Genomic DNA, 19,145 nt, shown 5'->3' on the forward strand with positions numbered 1-19,145 from the left:
TTTTAAAATGTAAAAGATTAAATCATTTTATACATCAGTACTTGCAATCCTTTTGAAGGAGACTGAATGAGTCTTTCTACCTTTTTAAAGCCTAAATGGTGATAGTAGTCAATATTTTTTAGTTTCGTTGTACACCATATCAATTCTACCCCTTTTTGACGTAAAATATTTTCAGCAAATAACAGTAGAGTCTGTCCTCTTAGTTGGTTTCTATGTTTTGGATCTATAGCTAATCCTTTTAAACGGTACATGTTTCTATTTTTGAGTTCCTTGTTTGTTTCATGATAGAAAGAGGCAACACCTATAATCTGCTCGTCCTTTGTTGCTCCAATATGAACAGTTTGTTCCAATAAATCTCCTTTATATTGACACTCATCAATTGTAGGGTAATTAAGTACATCTTTTCGAAGTTCATATGTATCATTTGCGTTAATCGTTTTAATTTCAAACATGGAATGGTAATCCCTCACTTTATTGTAAATTGAAATAGACAGTAAAAGCGATCGTTTGTTTTCATAATAGCTGATTTTTCTTCCCTTGCCTAGTTTCAGATTTGTTACAATTGAGGTTGGGTATAATTAAATGTTGAAAATAAAATTTGTATTAAGTGAATTAGAAAGGGGTTATGCTTATGTCATATCCAAATGTAAATAAAACCATTGATCTTATTAAGGAATTAGTTAGTATTCCAAGTCCTTCCGGAAATACTGATAAGATCATCAGCTATGTTGAAGAGTATTTTGTAAAGATAGGGGTCGAAACAAAAAGAAATAACAAAGGTGGTTTACTTGTTTCTTTGAAAGGAGAAAATGAGGAGAAACAAAGAGTGATCACAGCTCATGTAGATACATTGGGAGGTATGGTTAAAGAGGTTAAGAAAAATGGAAGATTAACCATAGATCTCATTGGCGGTTTTACATATAACTCAATTGAAGGTGAATACTGTTCTATTGAAACTTCTCAGGGAAAGATTTACACGGGTACAATCTTGATGCATCAAAGTTCTGTCCATGTATATAAAAATGCTGCAAAAGAAGAGAGAAATCAACAAAATATTGAAGTAAGATTAGATGAAATAGTGAAAAATGATCAAGATGTCAGAGGTTTAGGTATAGAGGTAGGAGACTTTGTTTCTTTTGATTCCCGAGTGCAACTAACAGATAGTGGCTTTATTAAGTCTAGACATTTAGATGATAAAGCAAGTGTCGCCATTATCATGGAATTAATAAAGCATGTAAAAGAAAAGGAAATCGTTCTTCCGCATACAACCCACTTTTTAATTTCAAACAATGAAGAGATTGGTTATGGAGGTAACTCAAACATATCGAAAGAAACGATTGAATATTTAGCTGTTGATATGGGAGCAATAGGGGATGGACAATCAACTGACGAGTATACCGTATCGATTTGCGCAAAAGATTCGAGTGGACCCTACCATTACGGGTTAAGAAATACTCTCGTTCAGATAGCAAAAGATCATGAAATCCAATATAAACTTGATATTTATCCTTATTATGGATCCGATGCTTCGGCTGCTATTCGTTCAGGACATGATATAAGACATGGGTTAGTTGGACCTGGAATTGATGCATCTCATGCTTTAGAGAGAACACATCTATCTTCCATAAACGAAACAATGAAATTACTTTATCATTATTTACAAACAAAAATAGTATAAATATGCATGTTATCTAACTTGTGCAAAGAATTTTATTGTATTTATCGTAGTAAATAAGCAGGTGGATTCTTTTCGATGATCTTATTTAAATATTTTCTGAAATCGTTTGTATCCAGCTTTGTCATCCTCATTAAGAAAAATCTCAAACTCTTAATGGTGTTTACAGGAAATAAAATAGTCAAAAAGACTCATTATGAAATGAATCTTTTTACTTATTTTTATACATATAACTAAATATAATGTCTTATTTAGTCGATAGTGTAATAGGAAAATATACTCGTATATATTTAACGGAAAGGTGTAACATATGACGATAACTGTATATTTAGTTAAAAAGAAAGAGTTATATTTACATATTGATCCATATACCTGCTACTGGGGAACGCGAGAACAAGCGACTAAATTTGATTCATTACTCATTTTAGAAAAAAGTTGTCAAGATTTTTTTGTTAATGATTTTAAAATTATTTGTGAAAAAGTAGAGCTTCTACCATTTAATAAGTAGAGTGGTAGACAAATTAGTTCTTAAACTTTGGTAAAAAGAAGGTTAATGGAGGGGAACTAAGCTACCTTCCATTAACTCTAAACATTGTTTATAACTAGGTGTCACTTATTGAGTTTCTTTGAATGATAAAGCTACACCCCTTAAAGTATAGTTCGAATAGAGTGCAGTTCAGGAAAATAGCGCTGATCAATTACTTTTTTCAAATAAGACACTCCTGAAGATCCCCCAGTTCCTGTTTTAAAACCGATGATTCTTTCTACCGTTTTCATATGGCGGAATTTCCACTGCTGTATGCAGTCCTCTAAATCAACTAACTTTTCACCTAGTTCATATAAATCCCAATATTTATTTGTCTCTTTATACACCTGAAGCCAAGCGGATTCTACACTTTCATTTTTCTCATAAGTATTGGAATAATCACGAGAGAGAATATGTTTATCGATTGGAAAATCATAGCTGTTTAACAGTTGAATCGTAACATCATATATACTAGGGCTGTTAAAAGCTTGACTTAGTATACTGAAAATTGACTGATCATCCTTATAAATGTCTAATATGTGAGAAGGTTTGTATCCTAAAGTAAATTCAATCATTCGATATTGATATGATTGAAATCCAGAAGCATTGCCCAGCTTATCTCGGAATTGAGTATATTCAGAAGGTGTTAGTGTTGTAAGGACATCCCAAGATTCAATGATTTGAGATTGAATCTTTGAAACTCTCGATAATATTTTCAAAGAGGTCGCAAAATTCTTTTGTTGCAGTGCCAAAATACTAGCTTGTAACTCATGTAATATTAGCTTCATCCATAGCTCACTAACTTGATGAATAATGATAAATAACATTTCATCATGATGGTTGGAGAGTCGTGTTTGACTAGATAAAAGTCGATCTAATTGCAAATAGTCTGAATAAGTCATCTTTTCAGTAAAATCTGTTTGGATGTTTTCCCCTAGCTCATTGGATTTCGTCAAAATAAAACCTCCTAAACGTATTAAACCTGAAATAAATAATCCTCCGAAAGGTGCGGAGGATTCCTTTGAAAAATTCTATTAAAAAGTACCTAATACGATAACAAATAAAGAACCGCCTAAAACAGTTGCGATAAACATCCCTAAACTCATTTTCTTATCCACGATTTCATCCTCTTTCATTATATTTGTGGCTTTTTTTAAATTTTAACATAAGCAAAAGGAGGTTTTTGTCAAAAAAACAACCTTACTAATATTTTTTCCAAAAAGTTCTCGTTTATCCAATCATGGTATTATTTTTTTTATTGTACATTCTAATACGATCGCAATGAGTGTACCTAAAACAAGACCGTTACTAAGAAGAGAGGTCATTATCGGGCTTGTCTTTTCAAAAGCAGTTGCTGGCGTAAACATCAAACCAACACCAATAAACAGGGAAATACCAATTATAAAATGAGACCTTTTTTCCTCTTCTATTTTTGCAAATTGATCAAAAGCTAGGCTAATCATGCTAGAAAAGATGACGAAGATGGCAGCATAACCAACGGGTGCTGGTAAACTTGCAAAAACAGTCATAAGAATTGGAGAAAAACTAGTAAGTAGCACGATTATACTACCAATTATAAACGGTAGTCGATTTTTTATATTTGTTGTTTTAATAAAACCAGCTGCGCCAGAAATCGGTACACTTCCAATAGCAGAGAAAACACCTGCAATTATATGATTAATTCCAGCCACAAAGCCTGATTGTTTGTAGCGTCCTTCGTTTTGTGAACGATCCGTTACTTGCTGAACGAGTTGTATACTAGCAATTAAGTTTGTTAGTAAAAGAATGGTTATGAGAAAAGATGTAATGAAAATTCCTGTATCCCATTTAGGTTGTCCGAACGCAAACAGTGTTGGAAAGGAAAACAAATCGTTTGGCACGGATACATGTTTTGATTGACCAAAAACGATAAAAATCATCCAGCCGAAAAGTAAACTAAAAAGAATTGAATATTGACGGAAGAAATCATTTCCTAAACGGAAAATTAACATGGATATTACCACGATTGTCAGGCAAAGTATGGCTACAATCATGTTGACATGTTGAGTGCCTTTATAACCAATGCCAAGCATTCCCTTTAAGAAGGATCCACTTAATTGAAAAACGAGTAAAAGTAAATAAACGCCAGTTACCAATGGCGTAAAAAAGTATGCAAGCTTATTAATGAGTCTGAATAGACTCAGGATGATAAATATTAAGCCACTCGATAACATACCCATCCCTAGTGCTTGAAAGGTTTCATTCGTTGATCCATATAAGGAGGGGCCAATACTAGCATATATTATAAAGATTCCCCACCATAAGCCTGCAGGTCCTTCGTTTATAGGAAGTTTATGTCCGAACAGTACTTGTAATAGGCTTGCTAAACCTAAAACAAAAATCGTTCTTTGTAGCAAACCAGCTGTTTCCATTGAATTTAGGTCGAATGAGTCAGCAATTGCAATAGGTGCAACTATGGTTCCTACGATCATAAAAATTGCCCATTGAATTGCTGATAAAATTGTTCGCATGAAACCATCCCTTAATTGTGAATTGTGCTTTTATTTTACCATAATTTAATAGTTTGTCGTTACTCATACCTAACTGTTCCCCATTATACTCTTTTAAATCTCGAATAAATGGGTTTCCCGTTCATTCTTGCTTCTATTTTGTCAATTTTAAAGGTACGGTGGGACTAACTAGAAATTACAGGGAAGAAACTCATATAAAGTGTATTTACAGAAGCAAAAGAAGCACCCTCGGGGAAGGGTGCTTCGGCTAGAAGTAGGGGGGATTTCTAAGTTTTGAAAAATGGCTAACACTTATGACACACATATAATATAACATAGGATGCTAAGTAGTCATGTGATATGTCTCACAAACTATTGAAATAAAATAAAAACCTTTTAAGTGGAATTAAAATAGTCCCTGGGTATTAACCAATTTCACACAGTTGTAGAAGATAAATCAAAGAAGCACCCTCGGGGAAGGGTGCTTCGGCTAGAAGTAGGGGGGATTTCTAAGTTTTGAAAAATGGCTAACACTTATGACACACATATAATATAGCATAGGATTCTATGTAATCATGTGATATGTCTCACAAACTATAGTAATAAAATGAAAACCTGAAAGTGGAATTAAAATAGTCCCTGTATATTAACCAATTTCACACAGTATTAGAAGATAAATCAAAGAAGCACCCTCGGGGAAGAGTGCTTCGGCTAGAAGTAGGGGGATTTCTAAGTTTTGAAAAATGGCTGACACTTATGACACCCATATAATATAGCATAGAATTCTATATAGTCATGTGATATGTCTCACAAATCTTTATCGTAGAATAAAAATGATATTGAGTGGTAACAAGAAAGGAGAATTTTATCATATCGCTATTCGTGCGCTTCCGCTTATCTATTGTCTAGTCTCTGCGCCAGCAACTCAGTCGCACAGGAAGTGGCTGAAGTAAGTCAGCGTAGCGTTCTTTACTACTTGTCGCTACCTGTGTGCTTCCGCTTTTCTTAAAATATGGGTATTTGTCTTAGTACATGTACCTGAGTTGTGACATATGCTGATACTGTAAAATAAATAAGAGGGAGAAAGGAGATGTAATTCATGAACTGCAGACCCAAAGTTTGTAAGCCAATCGTTTATCCGACTCAATGCTGCGAAAATCATAACTTTCAAAAAACAATTGTTCCCCATATACACCCATCACACACAACAAATGTAAATCATGAAATGTATGAGCATATTCATTATTATCCTCATTCAGAAAGCGCAGTAAATGAGGTAAACTATCAAAACTTTAATGCAACAGGACCTGTGCCATACCCATATGGACCTACTAATAATTATTAATATCGATAACTTTTCCGTGGGCACTTATTATTACCCACGGATTTTTAATTTTCGAAAGTTAAATCTTAGGGAAAGGAGAAATGTTTTTTTACGTTAAAATCTCAGGACCTTCCTTCGTAATTAAAATGGTATGTTCTTTTTGAACAACAAAGCTATTATCTTCCGTAATGAAAGTCCATCCATCTCCTTTTTCTACAATGTATTCAGCTTTTGTAGATAAGAATGGTTCGAAGGCAATAACCATTCCTTCTTGAAACAAACGATTGTCCCATGGGTCAAAATAATTTAATATGTGGTCTGGGTACTCATGAAGCGATGTTCCAATACCATGTCCAGTTAAATTACGAATAACCTTAAATCCATGTTGCTTTGCTGTGCGTTGAACGGCTTTGCTCAAACCATTTATCTTCCCACCTACTTTAATCTTTTTAAGTCCAGCTTCATATGTTTCCTCCATTGCTATACACAGATTTTTTTGTACTTCACCACTTTTCCCAACGATAAAAGACTTACCGGTATCTGCAAAAAATCCGTTTTTACAACCTGATACATCAATATTTACGAGGTCTCCATCTTTAATAATTCGATCACCTGGTATACCATGAGCCACTTCTTCATTGATGCTAATACATGTGTAGCCAGGAAAATTATATTCAGATATTGGTGCAGAGGTAGCATTATATTTTTCGAATAAAGACTTTCCATAGGTATCTAGTTCTTTAGTTGTCATTCCTGCCTTTGTTTGTAAAATCATTTCATCTCTAATAGCACCAACAATCTTTCCAATTTCTTTAAGCCTTCGTACTTCTTCTTCATTTGTTGCAATCATCAAATCTTTCCTTTCGAGTTGTTCTATTTATTATAAGCATTTTATAAAGTATTGTGAGTAATTGATTAACTTACTTATTTCACTTCAACTATAGCATATGGATACATGGACAATAAAAGGAAATGTTTAAACTCGAGTAAAAATCAATAGGAAATGACCCCATTATTTTTTTCGACACTTTGTATTATTTGTTTACTCTCCGTTTAACAAATTTTTAACAAATACATATAAAATCATGATAAATAATTAATGTTTTTACTGTAGATTAAACATTGTATAGAATCTAGTATTTTCTAGGAGGATGCTAACATGTTGAAATCTCTTACTAAACTTGTCAGTCAAAAGTTTTCACCTTTAAGAAGCCTTCAGATCCTCGTCAAAAAAAGAGTCTGATTGCTTCTTTTTAATTATTCGACTTATGCTTAAACGACTGATTTTACTAAAAAGCAAAAAAGTCGTTTAAGGGATCGTTTCATCTTTATAAAATTGACTATGTAAGGGACCCCGAGACTCCTGCGGAAAAACGGGCTAGGCAAGACCCCGCAATGTGAGGGACGAACGAGGAGGCTTGACAGGTCGTCCGCGGAAAGCGAGGGGAATCCCTTACCATTACATAAAAAACAACGAGTATGGGGAAATAGCTTTGAAAAATATTGGAGAACTTTTGACTCTCCAGTACTAAATTAGTAGCGGTTTTATTCACTCTAGTATTATTTTTTATTGGGGAGTATTCTAAATATTGGAGTGAATGCTGAAACTACTTCACAACCGCTCACTCTGAATAAATTAGGGCAGTTTAAAACGACTGGTGAAATGGAAGGTGAGGGGAGTAGCAGAAATTGTATCTTTCGATTGAGGAAGATTCTAAAACAGCATATATTTGTCTTCAAGAAAACAATAACCTCTTATAATATTGTTTATAAGGGTAAAGAGGAGAAAGTTGATGAACCTGAAGAAAAAAGGCTCTTCGCCATTTAGAATGATCATATAGTATTTTCAAAGGCGGACAAGGGAATGAGTTCAATTGATCGCTCAGTATTCTCCACCTGTTACAAGTTGAAAAAACCAGCTCTGTAAGGAAGAATACACCTTTTTATTAATTGAGTTGATTTCAGATGTTTAGATTTAAGCACTTACTTTACACTGTAAGTAGCGAAGAAGCAGAAAAAATAAGGAAGAAGATAATATTCCAAAAGAGGATGAATCAGAAGTGGAAGATGGCACAAGTGAGTCGCAAAACAAAAATAGTGAACAAGACTTAAAACATGAAACGACCGATAAAAATAAGCATCAGGTCAATAATCCCTCAAACAGTGTTTCAAAAAAGGAACAATCATCTACGTCAAACATACTTCCAGAAACAGCTAATCATTATTATCACTATATTATATTTGGTGCTCTAATATTCTCGGTGGGAAGTGTATTAATACGTTTAAATCTTTTTAGATCAAATAATAATAATCGATGAAATATTTCATTAAAAAATATTAAAAAACTGATTTTAAATAGCCTTTTTGATCACAACTTTCATGAATGATGAAAGTTGTGATCATATAATAAAAATAATTGGGTGTTCAGATGCTAACTTGAAAGAAATTTATATTCGACATTTTATGACACGATTCCGTTTGCCCTCTTGTTATACTTTCTGTGGAAGATAATATCGTGTTCAAGTAGATTTTTGATTTCATATCTCTATTTAAGATTAACGGTTCACTCGTTAATCTTTTTTTTACTGTTTAAACGTAGTGATAAAGGAATTAAATCCCTTCTTCTTTAATTGTTCTACTCTTTCCTCTGCATTCTTTTTATTTCTGAAGCTGCCACTGATCACTCGATAATACGTCTTTGAAGATTGTTTATAAGTGCTAAGAAACGATTCGAAACCCGCTTTTTTTAGTAAGGCTTGTTGCGAAAGAGCATTTTTTCTAATTAAAAAACTACCAGTTACGACACGGTAATAAATAGTAGCCTCTTTTCTCTTCCAACCATGTGCTGATGCTAAACCTTCTGCATGAGAAATGCCAATAGCTTTTAAATTGCTATCACTCTTTAAATAGTTAGCATTTGATGAGTTGTCTATAAATAGGTTTTCAGTGAGCACTGCAGGCATGGAAGTTTCTCTTAAAACGAAAAAATTGGCTTGTTTTTTTCCACGATCTCTGAAGTTCAAACGACTAATAATTTTGTTATGAAGGACATTCCTTAACGCGTCAGTGCGAGGTTTGGAGGAAAACGCGCCACTATAAATATATGATTCAAAACCATTCCCGCCACCAGCATTTATATGAATACTACAATAGTAGTCTGCTTTCTGATTGTTTGCATAGTTCGTTCTTTCTCTTAGTGATAAAGTTTTATCGGTTGAGCGAGTCATTAAAACTTGTACATTTTCAAAGTTTTGATTGATATGATCGCTACAAAATTTAGCAATCTTTAAATTTAAATCTTTTTCTCTTAAGCCATTACCAACTGCTCCAGGATCATTCCCGCCATGTCCGGGGTCTAGAACGAGCTTAAACAAGCATGTTCCTCCTTTCTATATAGGATCATTTTATACTATTCTAGCCTTTTAAATGTTGTGCAGGAACCGTGATAGTCGTGTATAGTCCAAATTTTTGGAGAGATTTAGAAGGATTATTAATATAAAGGAGGAACCTTGATAATGGATAGATCTTATAAGGAGGAGGTAAAAAAATGGATTATTTATCATATGCTTTAAAGCAGGATGATCTAGATCGTTTAAAAGAATTCAAAAAACAATTTCATTGTCCAGACGGTAGTCGCTACTTTGTTGGCAATTCGTTAGGACTTTTAAGTGAAAGTGCTGAACAAAGTTTAGAAGAAGTGTTAATAGAGTGGAAAGATCATGGGATTGGGGGGTGGTTAAGTGATAACCCTTGGTATTACTTTTCGGAAAAGCTAAGTGAGAAATTTGCTCCATTCCTGGGGGCTGACAAGTCTGAGATTATATTAACAGGCTCGATTACTTCTAATCTTCATCAAGCAATTGCTACTTTTTATCAACCCACATCAAAGCGGTTTAAAATTGTAACCGACGAATTGAGCTTTCCAACAGATATGTATGTTCTTCAAAGTCAAATGCAACATCATAATGTAGATCTTGAAAAAGGTTTAAAGAAAATAAAAAGTCATGATGGTTTTCTATTAACGGAAGAAGATATATTTAAATCAATAAAAGATGATGTTGCAATCCTTTTTCTCCCCTCGGTTATTTACACGAGTGGACAGTTATTAAACATAAAGAAAATCGTGGAATATGCTCATGCTAAAGGAGTCACAGTTGGTTTTGATTTAGCGCATTCTGTAGGAGTAATTCCCCATCAATTACATGAATGGGGAGTAGACTTTGCTGTTTGGTGTAACTATAAATATATCAATGGAGGTCCAGGGGCGGTAGGTGGATTGTTTATTCATGAGAGACATCACGAAAAAGAGCCTGCTTTTAAAGGTTGGTTTGGCTGTGATAAACAACAGCAATTTAACATGAGTCATACGTTTTATAAAGCTAAAGGTGCAGGTGGATTTCAACTGGGTACGCCTCATATTTTAAGTTTAGCCCCATTAAAAGGGTCATTAGAATTATTAGAACAAGCCGGTATAGAAAACATACGTTTAAAATCAATGAAAATAACAGATTATATGGTCGATATAATAAAAGAGTTGATACCTGAATTAACAATTGTTTCCCCTTTGTTAGCTAATAACCGTGGTGGGCACATTGCTATTACGCACGATGAAGCTTATCGAATTTCAAAAATCATGAGAGACTATAAAGTAATTGTAGATTGTCGGGGTAATATTATTCGTTTATCACCCCATCCTCTTTACTGTTCCTTTCGAGAAGTATGGGAAGTGGTCAATCTTTTGCAAAGAATAATTGACGAAGAACTATATTTAAAATATGAGAAGAAGTTGGACATAATTACATAATAAATAATGGATGTTTTACAAAAATACGTTTAGCAAACTAGAAGTGCGTGTTAAAAAAGTAGGGAGTAGGCATTATAAAAGGAATGCAGCTCAAGGAGAGGAGAGTGGAATCTTTATTCGATAAAATAAAAGATTAGATGGGAGTAGTGATTCAAGCGGATTGTTCATTTATTTTCCTTTTTGAACTTGAAATAAAGAGAAAACAGGCATTCCTTTCTTATACAATCAAAATTATATGAATTTTTAGAATTAAAACATTTATTTCAATATTGTTAATAAAGAAATAATCATGCAAACTAGCAGAAGAATCAATAGAGTAATATGATTATGCAATAACATTTGTGGGCAACGAAAATCTTAGATACTATAATAATGAACACAGCCGGAAGGGATTAAAATTATTGGATGGGGGAATTTAACATGAACTATGTAAAGCCTACTGTAGAATTAAACAACGAAATGACTAGCAATGAAGCAATCGAATGGGCAATTGTTGCAATCGTGGCAATTGTAGTAGTTGGAGGATATGCAGCATATTGCACAGCTACTGGAGCAAACTTCGATTCTGCATTTAACTTTTCTGATCAAGAAGTAAGCATTGGCTGTAGCCAAAACTAATCGTAATTTATCAATAATAGTTATTAATTTTATCTGAATCTTTTACTTATTCCTACGGCTGTTGTTCTCTTAATAGAGTACCTCATTCAAAAATTATGCTAGAATAAATACTTTTGAAATACAAATAGATTACAATAAAGGAAGAAAGACTGAAGGTGGACATATGCAAATTACAACAATCAGTAAAATGATACTAAGGATGTGGAAAAACCGTTATGTAGCACTTGTCAAACGGTTTCCACTGGCAGGATTGCTTCCGATTATTTTTCCTATTGTTTTATATATCGCCTTTAATCAATTATATAATTATTTCAAAGTTCAAGTATCGGATTTATTAGGTTTTGAAAACGGGGATATTGTTTTTGAGTTTATTGGGAATATTGGTGTATTCTCATTTTTTGCTATGCTTTGTTCAACTTTAATATTGTGGCAATGGGGAATACGTGAAACGATTAATCATCCTATTTTAGAACATCTACCTGTCCGAAAGGGGAAATGGATGATTGGACAAATGTTTTTAATTCTAGTCATAATGTGGATCATATTTAATGTTATGTTCCTTCCATTTGTCTATGTTTTTTTAAACGAATATAATTTAAGTCTCGTAAATAAAAGTCTAATTACGGTCTTGTTTTCGTTGTTAATCTTAATCGCGATTACATGGAGTTTTATTTGGCAACAAATGATTGATATTTTGTCTAAGCTATTAGCATCTAGAACAAATGCTTCTTTTCAAAGAATTTTGCACTCATCTCTTTTATTATTATCTATGGTAATGTCGTTTGGTTTGTTAAGTGCAATTTATGTTTACGACCTTTCTAAAGACTGGATTCCAGGTTTCTTATTTTCAAGGATACTAGTAGATATTGTCGATCTTAATAGCCAAGGAATTATGTTAAGTCTTTATCTTGTTTTAATGTTTATTGGTTCTGTTGTATTAAGCTATTTATTTATTTATATTGATTCATTTGTTTCATTAGATGAAGTGGCGAGCTATGTTCCTCTCCGAAGGCTTCGTTTTGGTAAAGTAAAGTTTTGGACAATTACTAAAAGTGAGATAAAAAGGATTGTGAGAAATGAAGAGACTTTACTAAACGTTTCTCTTTCACTGTTATTATTATGGGGGATGGGCTGGATCATCATTTTAAATGACTGGAGAATGTATTTTACTATTTATTTAGACAGTCTTTTTTATGGTTTGCCTGTCGTGTTAAGTGTTGTCAGCTTACAATCACGCGGAGCAGATCAAAATATTAATGATTTTATTCGAACAATGCCAATTAATGCTTTTCAATATGTACTTGGTAAAATAGTGGTTTACTTAACGGTTTTACCACTATTTTCTTACCTTATTTACACACTAATTCTTATCTCAATTGATTCATATCAATATAGCATGGAAACAATGATTTCATTTTATTTATATCAAATAATGTTGTATCTTGTAGCGTATACAGTAGGAACATTTTTTCCTAAACAAAATGGTGGACAACTATCCCAAATGTTACTCTTCTTTTTATTTAGTTTACCTGTTATTTTAGGATTTCAATATATTCAAGATTTTTCTTTTATGTATTGGATTATTGCTTTTGTTATTTGTAGTTTATACTTTTTCTTAGTGAAAAATGAAAAAAGGGAGGGGTTGTCATGATCAATCATTTGTCGATCCCCTTTTGGCCATCTGAGCTTCAGTTGACGGAAGATCGGATCTTAGATAAAACGTTGGAGACGGAACATCCAATCAATCCAATATCCTATCAATTGCTAAAAGAAATTGATGGGAAAAAATCAGTTGAAGAAATTGTAGTGAAAGTGACTGAAAAATATGGATGGCCTTTTGAAGAAGTGTTACAAGATTTTAAAGGCCTACTCGTGGGTTTAAATCAAAGCTTTTGTATTAATTGGAGGCAGCCATTATCAATTTTAAATGTTTTAAGAACAAGTTTAATTTCGGTACTTTTCTTTTTAAGAACAATGCAGAAAACAAGCTTGGATCGTAATGTCAGAATTACGTTATCTAAGGACGATTCAATTATGCAAAATATGAAGATCTTGTTCTTATCTGTAATTAAACATAATATTGGGAAGACATTGCTTTTGTTATTGCTTTTCTTCATGGGGGCTTATATTTTTAGTTTAAATATGATTCTACTGCCCTTTTTTGCAACTTTCGCCTTTTTATTAAGTTTATTCATTCATGAATTAGGACATTTTTTATGTTATCGAAAGCTTTTAATAAACCGATATGGAGCTTTTGTTGGAGTAACAAGAAGAACGATTGCTATATATCGTCGAAAGAGTGAACCTAGAGAAGAACTGCTTATTTCTTTAGCGGGTCCGGTTTTGGCTATGGTTTGTTGTATTCCTTCAGCTATTCTTGCTTATTATCACTTTGGTTCTGAATTATTTATGTATTATATGGTTTCGAGTGCCATTTTTATATCACATTTTATTTCATTAATGCCATTTGCTGTTGACGGAAAGAAAATTATTCAATCACTACTTTTTCTTAAATTACAATCAAGGGGGAGACATCAACAATGAATCTAGTAAAAGCCTTTTTCTCTGGTTTTGCATTATTATTAGTTTTGATCATTGTCGGTTCATTAGGGCTAGGAGTATATGCGGATCTCAACAATTGGGAATCATTTACTTTCGATCTTTTTGGTACTTCTTTTTATCGGTTTGAAAATTTTGAAGACGGTGGGCATCGACTTCATTTTAAATTAGGAATTATTTGGTTTGGTGTTGTCGGTGGTATACTGAATGCATTGCTAGCTTTCTTCATTCATCGTTTTGAACAAAAAACATCATAATAGTTACAAATGTTTTAAAAAAACGACCTAATATGACAAAAATATGACATGATAAGATTTTCCGGTAGATTTTTATTTAAAAACCCTTCATAATTAAATTAAATGAAAATGTTGATTATGGAGGGGATGGGATGGTTAAACTTGTAAAATTAAGTGATCAGGTGAAGTTAGTTATTGAGTTTCAATCTAAACTTCACTTTATAGAAGTTATGGATATCGTCATGATTGAAAAAGTTCTTAGGAAAACAGTAGTCACGACTAAAGATGGACGGTCATTTGAGACTTATATATCCCTAAAAGAATTCGAACAAAAATTACCAGACAATTATTTTTTCCGAACTCATAAATCTTATATTATTAATATGTGTCAAATTATGAGGATAGAGCCATATTCTTCAACTATTTCTTCGGTAATATTTAAAGGACTTAAAAAGGGCGCTTTTATCACAAAGGAGCGTTATAAAATTTTACTTGAAATGATCTGAAAATTTCAATTTAAAAGAAAAAAGATTTTTAATAATAAAAAGACCATAACCATAAATCGGTAATGGTCTTTAGGTTTGAAATTTTCTTTATGTTCAATGTTGCTAAACGGGCGCACTGAGCTTTTCTTATTTCCATTTTTCTAATGTTTGTGATAAGGTGTATTCGTTGTACAGTTCCCCACTAACTTTAATGTATACTTCCTCAAGGCTTTTCGATTCGTACCGTGAAAATAGCACATCAACCGATTCTCCTGAAGTTAATAGAGAGCCATCCTTCATAATTGAAATACGGTCACAAGTTGTTTCAGCAAATTGTAAGTTGTGAGTCGTAAGTAATATGCTCGTTCCTTTTTTCTTAATTTCTTTTAGTAAATCTTTCACAATAAGTATCATATCAGGATCTAGGCCGTTTGTTGGCTCATCAAATAATAGAAATTTTGGATGATGAAGAAGAGCTGAAATAATTTGAAGCTTTTTCTTCATTCCATGAGAAAAGGACTTAATAAGCTCATCTTTATGTTTCCATAAATGAAAAATATTCATCCACTCTTCTATGCTTTCGTAAGTTGATTTTGAATCTAGTTGTCTAAGGGATCGTACGAAATCTAAAAACTCAAAAGCAGTTAAGTCATCAATAAGTTGATCAGAATCAGGTACAACGCCTATTAATTGTTTAACCTTTAGGTTTTCTTTAGGAATAGGGTGATCAAAAATAGTGATCGATCCATTGTCGGCTTGAATTAGTCCTGTAAGTAGCTTTAAAGTAGTTGTTTTACCACAGCCGTTAGATCCAATTAGGCCAAAAATTTCATTATCATTAACTTGAAAAGAGATATTTTCAATAATTTGTTTTTTCCCAAAGTTTTTTGACAAGTTGGAAACGTTTAGTATTGGTTTCAATGGATTCACCTCTAGGATCACTATAATACCAAATAAAAAGAAAAGCTAGTCTTCTTGTTGGAAGTGGTCGGATTTTTGAGTGAATTAAATTGACAGTTGTTTGATAAGAGGTTGATACTTTGATTTACTTACTTTCACTAAGTCAGAAGAACCAGACACTTTAATATTGTAAGATTTCATATAAGGATCAGGAGAGATCTCATCTATCTTATTTAACGAAACTAAGTATGATTGATGAGGTCTGAAGAATCGATATTTTTGAAGCCTTAATTCTAAAGCTGATAGAGATTCATTCGTTTCAATTCGCTCATTATCTGTTAAAAAAATGAACGTTTTTTTTCCTTGCCTTTCAATAAATACAATATCGTTTATGGAAACAAATTTGATTGAGCTTTTTATTTTAATCCCAATTCTATCTTGTTTATCAGTTGTTCTTATCCGACTAATTGCTTTATAAATAGATAAATATAACTTATTTAGGTTAACGGGTTGAACTAAATAGTCCACTGCATCAACTTCATATCCCTTTATAGCATCTCCCTTATGTTGTGCTGTAAGAATTAGTTGGACAGAGGGGTGAGTTTTTATAATATTTCTGCATAAAAGAAAACCATCAACTGTTGTAGCGTGAATATTTACCATAATGATGTCGATATGTTGTTTATAGAGCGCTTCGCTAATTTCTGGTAAATGATTGCTAAAATACACTTTATCCACCTCCGATAAGAGGGTTAAAAATGAATAGAGGTTTTCTATAGTCTCTTCATGATCATCTATCATTAAAATATTTATACTCATAACCTTCACATCCTTTATATCCATGGAGAAAATGGGTACTTTGTCCTTTGAATTTTATATTAGTACTTTTATTATTTAAATAATAAAGAGGAAAATCAAGCTGTTTACTTAAAAATGAAGAATTTTAACTAGATTTTAGGAATAAAAAAACAAATGAATAGTTAATATTTACAATTTTAATAAACTTGTATATACAAGTTAAAAAATTAAAAAAGCTAACGATTTACGTCAGCTCTAATAATGACTTGTAACTTTTTCTTTTCGAAATAGAATTCCTATAAGACCACCAACAATACAAGGGAGAATCCAAGCTAAGCCTTGTTCGTATAAAGGTAGAAAACTTAACAAGCTGCTAAACGGTAGCTTTAAGCCTATCATAAGGCTAATGATTCCAGCTCCAATTGTGGCTCCTATATATATGCTTTGTGAAAGATTAAGCATAGAATCAAGTAAAGTAAGGGTAATTAACACTATTGTTATAGGATAAATAATAGTTAAAACAGGAATTGAATAAGCGATAATGGCTTCTAGGCCTACATTAGAAACAAGAGCACTGACAACAGAAAATAGTAAAACAAATTGATGGTATAGTATTCTTGGGAGAATCTTATGGAAGTATTGGCTACATGCAACAATGAGTCCAACGGTAGTTGTAAAGCAAGCTAACGTAATTACTGTACCTAATAATATGGTTCCAGTATGACCTAAGATGGTAAATGCGATTTTAGATAAAAGATCTCCACCATTCTTAAAAGTTCCTAATGATTGACTAGTAGCACCTAAATACCCTAAAGCAATGTACACAAGGGCAAGTCCTGAAGCAGCAATTATACCTACTTTTATTGTGAGTTTTTCTAATTCTATTTTATTAGCGACACCCAGTTGCTTCATTAATGAAATGACGACGATTCCAAATGTAACAGAGCCTAAAGCATCCATTGTTAAGTATCCATCATTAAACCCTGCGAAAAAAGCTCCTTTTTCAAAATTAGGTGTTGGAGTACCGAGTTCTCCAATAGGATCCATTATTCCTTTAAACGACATTACGGCTAAAATGAGTAAAATAATAGGGGTTAAAATACTCCCAATTCGATCAATGAGATTCGAAGGATTCAATGATACTTTATAAGCCATAAAAAAATATATAGCGACGAAAATAAATAAAATGAATGGTGATGGCTCTGTTTGAAAAAAGTTACTTACACCTACTTCAAAACTGACTGTGGCTGTTCTTGGAATAGCAAAGAACGGTCCAATGGTAAGGTAAAGTATACAAGAAAATATCATTCCAAAGGTGGGATGTACACGACTCGATAAACTTTCGATATCTGAACCAGATCGTGCCACTGCCAAAATACCTAAAAAGGGAAGTCCGACTGCTGTTGTTATAAAGCCTGCCATAGCGATCCAAAAAGATGTTCCAGAAGCTTGTCCGATTAACGGTGGAAAGATTAAGTTTCCTGCCCCAAAAAAAAGTGCGAAAAGCATTAGGCCTATCATAATAGTCTGTTTAATTGAAATTTTACTGTTATTCATGATGTAAACCTCCGAGTGTGATTATTCAGATATTTTTAGATATGAACAAATACCGAATTAGATTATCACACTTTAAGGTTCTAGGGAAGGAGGGTTCGATTAAAGAAAAGAACTTATTTAAAAACCTGAAGATGAGGGGAGCTGTCCAATAAGTCCATGTTCATTGTAAATGAGGACAAATTGAAAACCCAAAAATGTCGATATAACAGCATTTTTGGGTTTTACTTTTATCAAGGATTTGTCTAAAAAGTTACTTTTCAGACAGCCTCTCCATGTCTCAAAATATTAAGAAAAAACTCTTGGTCTAATACGAGGAATTGTTTCGTTAATTAATGGAACTGGGGTGTCGTCAGCTGCTGATGCATCTGCAACTGCTTGAAGGACCGTTTGAACTGTAGAATCAACTTGCTGATCACTTCTTTGTGCAATTTCTATTACGACTTCAATGGCTAGTGTCGAAAAATTAGAAAAATCAGAAACGTCGAATTGGACGATTGAAGAAGAATTGCTAGCAACGACTACTTCCGTCACATCTGTTCTTGTGTCAGCATTATTAAATAAGCGGACTCGAACGGTTGCTGAAAACGTTGGATCAGTATTCTTAATTCCAACAGAAAGGGTGTTGACGATGGTAGTCATGGCCTGATTTGGATTAGTGTTTACGAATTGTCCTGTTCCTCTAACGATTCTTCCCATTTATATCCCTCCTTTCAATGTTCTCACTATATTAATATTTTTTTAACTTCCTTTTTGATTGGACAACTTTTAAAAATGTGCTCATAACTACATTAGGGGTTAAATAATTTTGTTTTATAGTACATATATTTATTAATAGTGATTGAAAGGGGGAGGTCAAGTTGAGTGAAAAATTCTGGCCTATAGTTATGGTAATATTGATCGTAGTTTCTGCTTCTTGGGTGCAAGGGGACATGCTTAAGATCGACGATCAACTTTCTTCATATTATGGGGATAGTGAACAAATAGAAGTGAGTAATCAAACGAATCATTACTCTTATGTGGAATTTGAAAATCGTTTAATCAACCGTCGAATTGTAAATGGTTATGTGGTAGAAACGTTTCAAGAATTTGAAATTTATAAGGATGAAAAGGGTAGCTTAATAAAAGAACGACCTACGAATCACATAAATTACATTAGGTATCGAAACTAGAAGAT

Annotated in this window: 20 protein-coding genes; 11 read left to right on the forward strand and 9 right to left on the reverse strand. The window is 33.0% G+C overall.

What is annotated here, in order from left to right:
- Positions 1 to 17 precede the first annotated feature (17 nt).
- Positions 18 to 452 (reverse strand): GNAT family N-acetyltransferase, encoded by a 435-nt coding sequence (locus tag LC087_RS02020; RefSeq protein ID WP_226538837.1) that lies wholly within the window; start codon positions 450 to 452, stop codon positions 18 to 20.
- A gap of 179 nt (positions 453 to 631) precedes the next feature.
- Here LC087_RS02020 and LC087_RS02025 point away from each other — a divergent pair, with 179 nt between their 5' ends.
- The gene (locus tag LC087_RS02025) at positions 632 to 1,678 is read left to right on the forward strand and encodes a M42 family metallopeptidase (RefSeq protein WP_226538838.1); all 1,047 of its coding nucleotides are present in this window, start codon (positions 632 to 634) and stop codon (positions 1,676 to 1,678) included.
- Positions 1,679 to 1,985: 307 nt separating this feature from the next.
- Positions 1,986 to 2,183: a hypothetical protein gene (locus LC087_RS02030; protein ID WP_226538839.1), complete on the forward strand. Its 198-nt coding sequence runs from the start codon at positions 1,986 to 1,988 to the stop codon at positions 2,181 to 2,183.
- 140 nt (positions 2,184 to 2,323) lie between these two features.
- On the opposite strand, the gene kynA is transcribed toward LC087_RS02030, so the two are convergent.
- Both kynA and LC087_RS02040 read right to left on the reverse strand, forming a co-directional pair.
- On the reverse strand, positions 2,324 to 3,157 hold the full coding sequence (kynA, locus tag LC087_RS02035) for a tryptophan 2,3-dioxygenase (RefSeq protein WP_226538840.1): 834 nt from the start codon (positions 3,155 to 3,157) through the stop codon (positions 2,324 to 2,326).
- Positions 3,158 to 3,439: 282 nt separating this feature from the next.
- The gene (locus LC087_RS02040) at positions 3,440 to 4,711 is read right to left on the reverse strand and encodes a purine/pyrimidine permease (protein ID WP_306019851.1); all 1,272 of its coding nucleotides are present in this window, start codon (positions 4,709 to 4,711) and stop codon (positions 3,440 to 3,442) included.
- Between the two features lie 1,078 nt (positions 4,712 to 5,789).
- Here LC087_RS02040 and LC087_RS02045 point away from each other — a divergent pair.
- Entirely contained in the window at positions 5,790 to 6,035 is a 246-nt protein-coding gene (locus LC087_RS02045) for a CotD family spore coat protein (RefSeq protein WP_226538842.1), read from the forward strand.
- Between the two features lie 88 nt (positions 6,036 to 6,123).
- Here LC087_RS02045 and map read toward each other — a convergent pair whose 3' ends face one another.
- On the reverse strand, positions 6,124 to 6,864 hold the full coding sequence (map, locus tag LC087_RS02050) for a type I methionyl aminopeptidase (RefSeq protein WP_226538843.1): 741 nt from the start codon (positions 6,862 to 6,864) through the stop codon (positions 6,124 to 6,126).
- Positions 6,865 to 8,074: 1,210 nt separating this feature from the next.
- Between map and LC087_RS02055 the strand changes: the two genes are divergently transcribed.
- Positions 8,075 to 8,332, forward strand: coding sequence for a hypothetical protein (locus tag LC087_RS02055; RefSeq protein ID WP_226538844.1), 258 nt, complete (start codon positions 8,075 to 8,077; stop codon positions 8,330 to 8,332).
- A 264-nt stretch (positions 8,333 to 8,596) separates the two neighbouring features.
- On the opposite strand, the gene LC087_RS02060 is transcribed toward LC087_RS02055, so the two are convergent.
- Positions 8,597 to 9,388 carry an N-acetylmuramoyl-L-alanine amidase gene (locus LC087_RS02060; RefSeq protein WP_226538845.1) on the reverse strand — a complete coding sequence of 264 codons (792 nt, stop codon included), beginning with the start codon at positions 9,386 to 9,388 and terminating at the stop codon, positions 8,597 to 8,599.
- A gap of 173 nt (positions 9,389 to 9,561) precedes the next feature.
- Between LC087_RS02060 and kynU the strand changes: the two genes are divergently transcribed.
- The 6 genes from kynU to LC087_RS02090 all read left to right on the forward strand — a co-directional run bounded on the left by kynU (position 9,562) and on the right by LC087_RS02090 (position 14,737).
- Positions 9,562 to 10,818, forward strand: a complete 1,257-nt coding sequence (kynU, locus tag LC087_RS02065) for a kynureninase (protein ID WP_226538846.1) — start codon at positions 9,562 to 9,564, stop codon at positions 10,816 to 10,818.
- Between the two features lie 420 nt (positions 10,819 to 11,238).
- Entirely contained in the window at positions 11,239 to 11,436 is a 198-nt protein-coding gene (locus LC087_RS02070) for a hypothetical protein (protein ID WP_226538847.1), read from the forward strand.
- Between the two features lie 163 nt (positions 11,437 to 11,599).
- The gene (locus tag LC087_RS02075) at positions 11,600 to 13,087 is read left to right on the forward strand and encodes a hypothetical protein (RefSeq protein WP_226538848.1); all 1,488 of its coding nucleotides are present in this window, start codon (positions 11,600 to 11,602) and stop codon (positions 13,085 to 13,087) included.
- Positions 13,084 to 13,980 carry a hypothetical protein gene (locus tag LC087_RS02080; protein WP_306019852.1) on the forward strand — a complete coding sequence of 299 codons (897 nt, stop codon included), beginning with the start codon at positions 13,084 to 13,086 and terminating at the stop codon, positions 13,978 to 13,980. Before LC087_RS02075 ends, LC087_RS02080 begins: the two co-directional genes overlap by 4 nt.
- Positions 13,977 to 14,252, forward strand: coding sequence for a hypothetical protein (locus LC087_RS02085; RefSeq protein WP_226538850.1), 276 nt, complete (start codon positions 13,977 to 13,979; stop codon positions 14,250 to 14,252). The genes LC087_RS02080 and LC087_RS02085 overlap by 4 nt, the downstream gene beginning before the upstream one ends.
- Before the next feature lie 131 nt (positions 14,253 to 14,383).
- A complete protein-coding gene (locus tag LC087_RS02090; RefSeq protein ID WP_226538851.1) occupies positions 14,384 to 14,737 on the forward strand; it encodes a LytTR family DNA-binding domain-containing protein in 354 nt (117 codons plus the stop codon).
- Positions 14,738 to 14,863: 126 nt separating this feature from the next.
- On the opposite strand, the gene LC087_RS02095 is transcribed toward LC087_RS02090, so the two are convergent.
- The 4 genes from LC087_RS02095 to LC087_RS02110 form a co-directional block, all read right to left on the reverse strand.
- On the reverse strand, positions 14,864 to 15,637 hold the full coding sequence (locus LC087_RS02095) for an ABC transporter ATP-binding protein (protein ID WP_226538852.1): 774 nt from the start codon (positions 15,635 to 15,637) through the stop codon (positions 14,864 to 14,866).
- 84 nt (positions 15,638 to 15,721) lie between these two features.
- Positions 15,722 to 16,435 carry a LytR/AlgR family response regulator transcription factor gene (locus LC087_RS02100; protein ID WP_226538853.1) on the reverse strand — a complete coding sequence of 238 codons (714 nt, stop codon included), beginning with the start codon at positions 16,433 to 16,435 and terminating at the stop codon, positions 15,722 to 15,724.
- Between the two features lie 234 nt (positions 16,436 to 16,669).
- Entirely contained in the window at positions 16,670 to 17,971 is a 1,302-nt protein-coding gene (gene brnQ, locus LC087_RS02105) for a branched-chain amino acid transport system II carrier protein (RefSeq protein ID WP_226538854.1), read from the reverse strand.
- Positions 17,972 to 18,256: 285 nt separating this feature from the next.
- On the reverse strand, positions 18,257 to 18,667 hold the full coding sequence (locus LC087_RS02110) for a hypothetical protein (RefSeq protein WP_226538855.1): 411 nt from the start codon (positions 18,665 to 18,667) through the stop codon (positions 18,257 to 18,259).
- A gap of 161 nt (positions 18,668 to 18,828) precedes the next feature.
- Between LC087_RS02110 and LC087_RS02115 the strand changes: the two genes are divergently transcribed.
- Complete coding sequence (locus LC087_RS02115) at positions 18,829 to 19,140, forward strand: hypothetical protein (RefSeq protein ID WP_226538856.1); 312 nt, start codon at positions 18,829 to 18,831, stop codon at positions 19,138 to 19,140.
- Positions 19,141 to 19,145: the final 5 nt, after the last annotated feature.

Source organism: Bacillus carboniphilus, from assembly GCF_020524035.2.
In the GTDB taxonomy this organism is placed as follows: Bacteria; Bacillota; Bacilli; order Bacillales; family JAIVKR01; genus Bacillus_CC.

Coding starts and splice junctions, on each gene's coding strand:
- LC087_RS02020 (WP_226538837.1), bottom strand. CDS start 452: ATGTTTGAAATTAAAACGATTAACGCAAATGATACATATGAACTTCGA.
- LC087_RS02025 (WP_226538838.1), top strand. CDS start 632: ATGTCATATCCAAATGTAAATAAAACCATTGATCTTATTAAGGAATTA.
- LC087_RS02030 (WP_226538839.1), top strand. CDS start 1,986: ATGACGATAACTGTATATTTAGTTAAAAAGAAAGAGTTATATTTACAT.
- LC087_RS02040 (WP_306019851.1), bottom strand. CDS start 4,711: ATGCGAACAATTTTATCAGCAATTCAATGGGCAATTTTTATGATCGTA.
- LC087_RS02045 (WP_226538842.1), top strand. CDS start 5,790: ATGAACTGCAGACCCAAAGTTTGTAAGCCAATCGTTTATCCGACTCAA.
- map (WP_226538843.1), bottom strand. CDS start 6,864: ATGATTGCAACAAATGAAGAAGAAGTACGAAGGCTTAAAGAAATTGGA.
- kynU (WP_226538846.1), top strand. CDS start 9,562: ATGGATTATTTATCATATGCTTTAAAGCAGGATGATCTAGATCGTTTA.
- LC087_RS02070 (WP_226538847.1), top strand. CDS start 11,239: ATGAACTATGTAAAGCCTACTGTAGAATTAAACAACGAAATGACTAGC.
- LC087_RS02075 (WP_226538848.1), top strand. CDS start 11,600: ATGCAAATTACAACAATCAGTAAAATGATACTAAGGATGTGGAAAAAC.
- LC087_RS02080 (WP_306019852.1), top strand. CDS start 13,084: ATGATCAATCATTTGTCGATCCCCTTTTGGCCATCTGAGCTTCAGTTG.
- LC087_RS02085 (WP_226538850.1), top strand. CDS start 13,977: ATGAATCTAGTAAAAGCCTTTTTCTCTGGTTTTGCATTATTATTAGTT.
- LC087_RS02090 (WP_226538851.1), top strand. CDS start 14,384: ATGGTTAAACTTGTAAAATTAAGTGATCAGGTGAAGTTAGTTATTGAG.
- LC087_RS02100 (WP_226538853.1), bottom strand. CDS start 16,435: ATGAGTATAAATATTTTAATGATAGATGATCATGAAGAGACTATAGAA.
- brnQ (WP_226538854.1), bottom strand. CDS start 17,971: ATGAATAACAGTAAAATTTCAATTAAACAGACTATTATGATAGGCCTA.
- LC087_RS02110 (WP_226538855.1), bottom strand. CDS start 18,667: ATGGGAAGAATCGTTAGAGGAACAGGACAATTCGTAAACACTAATCCA.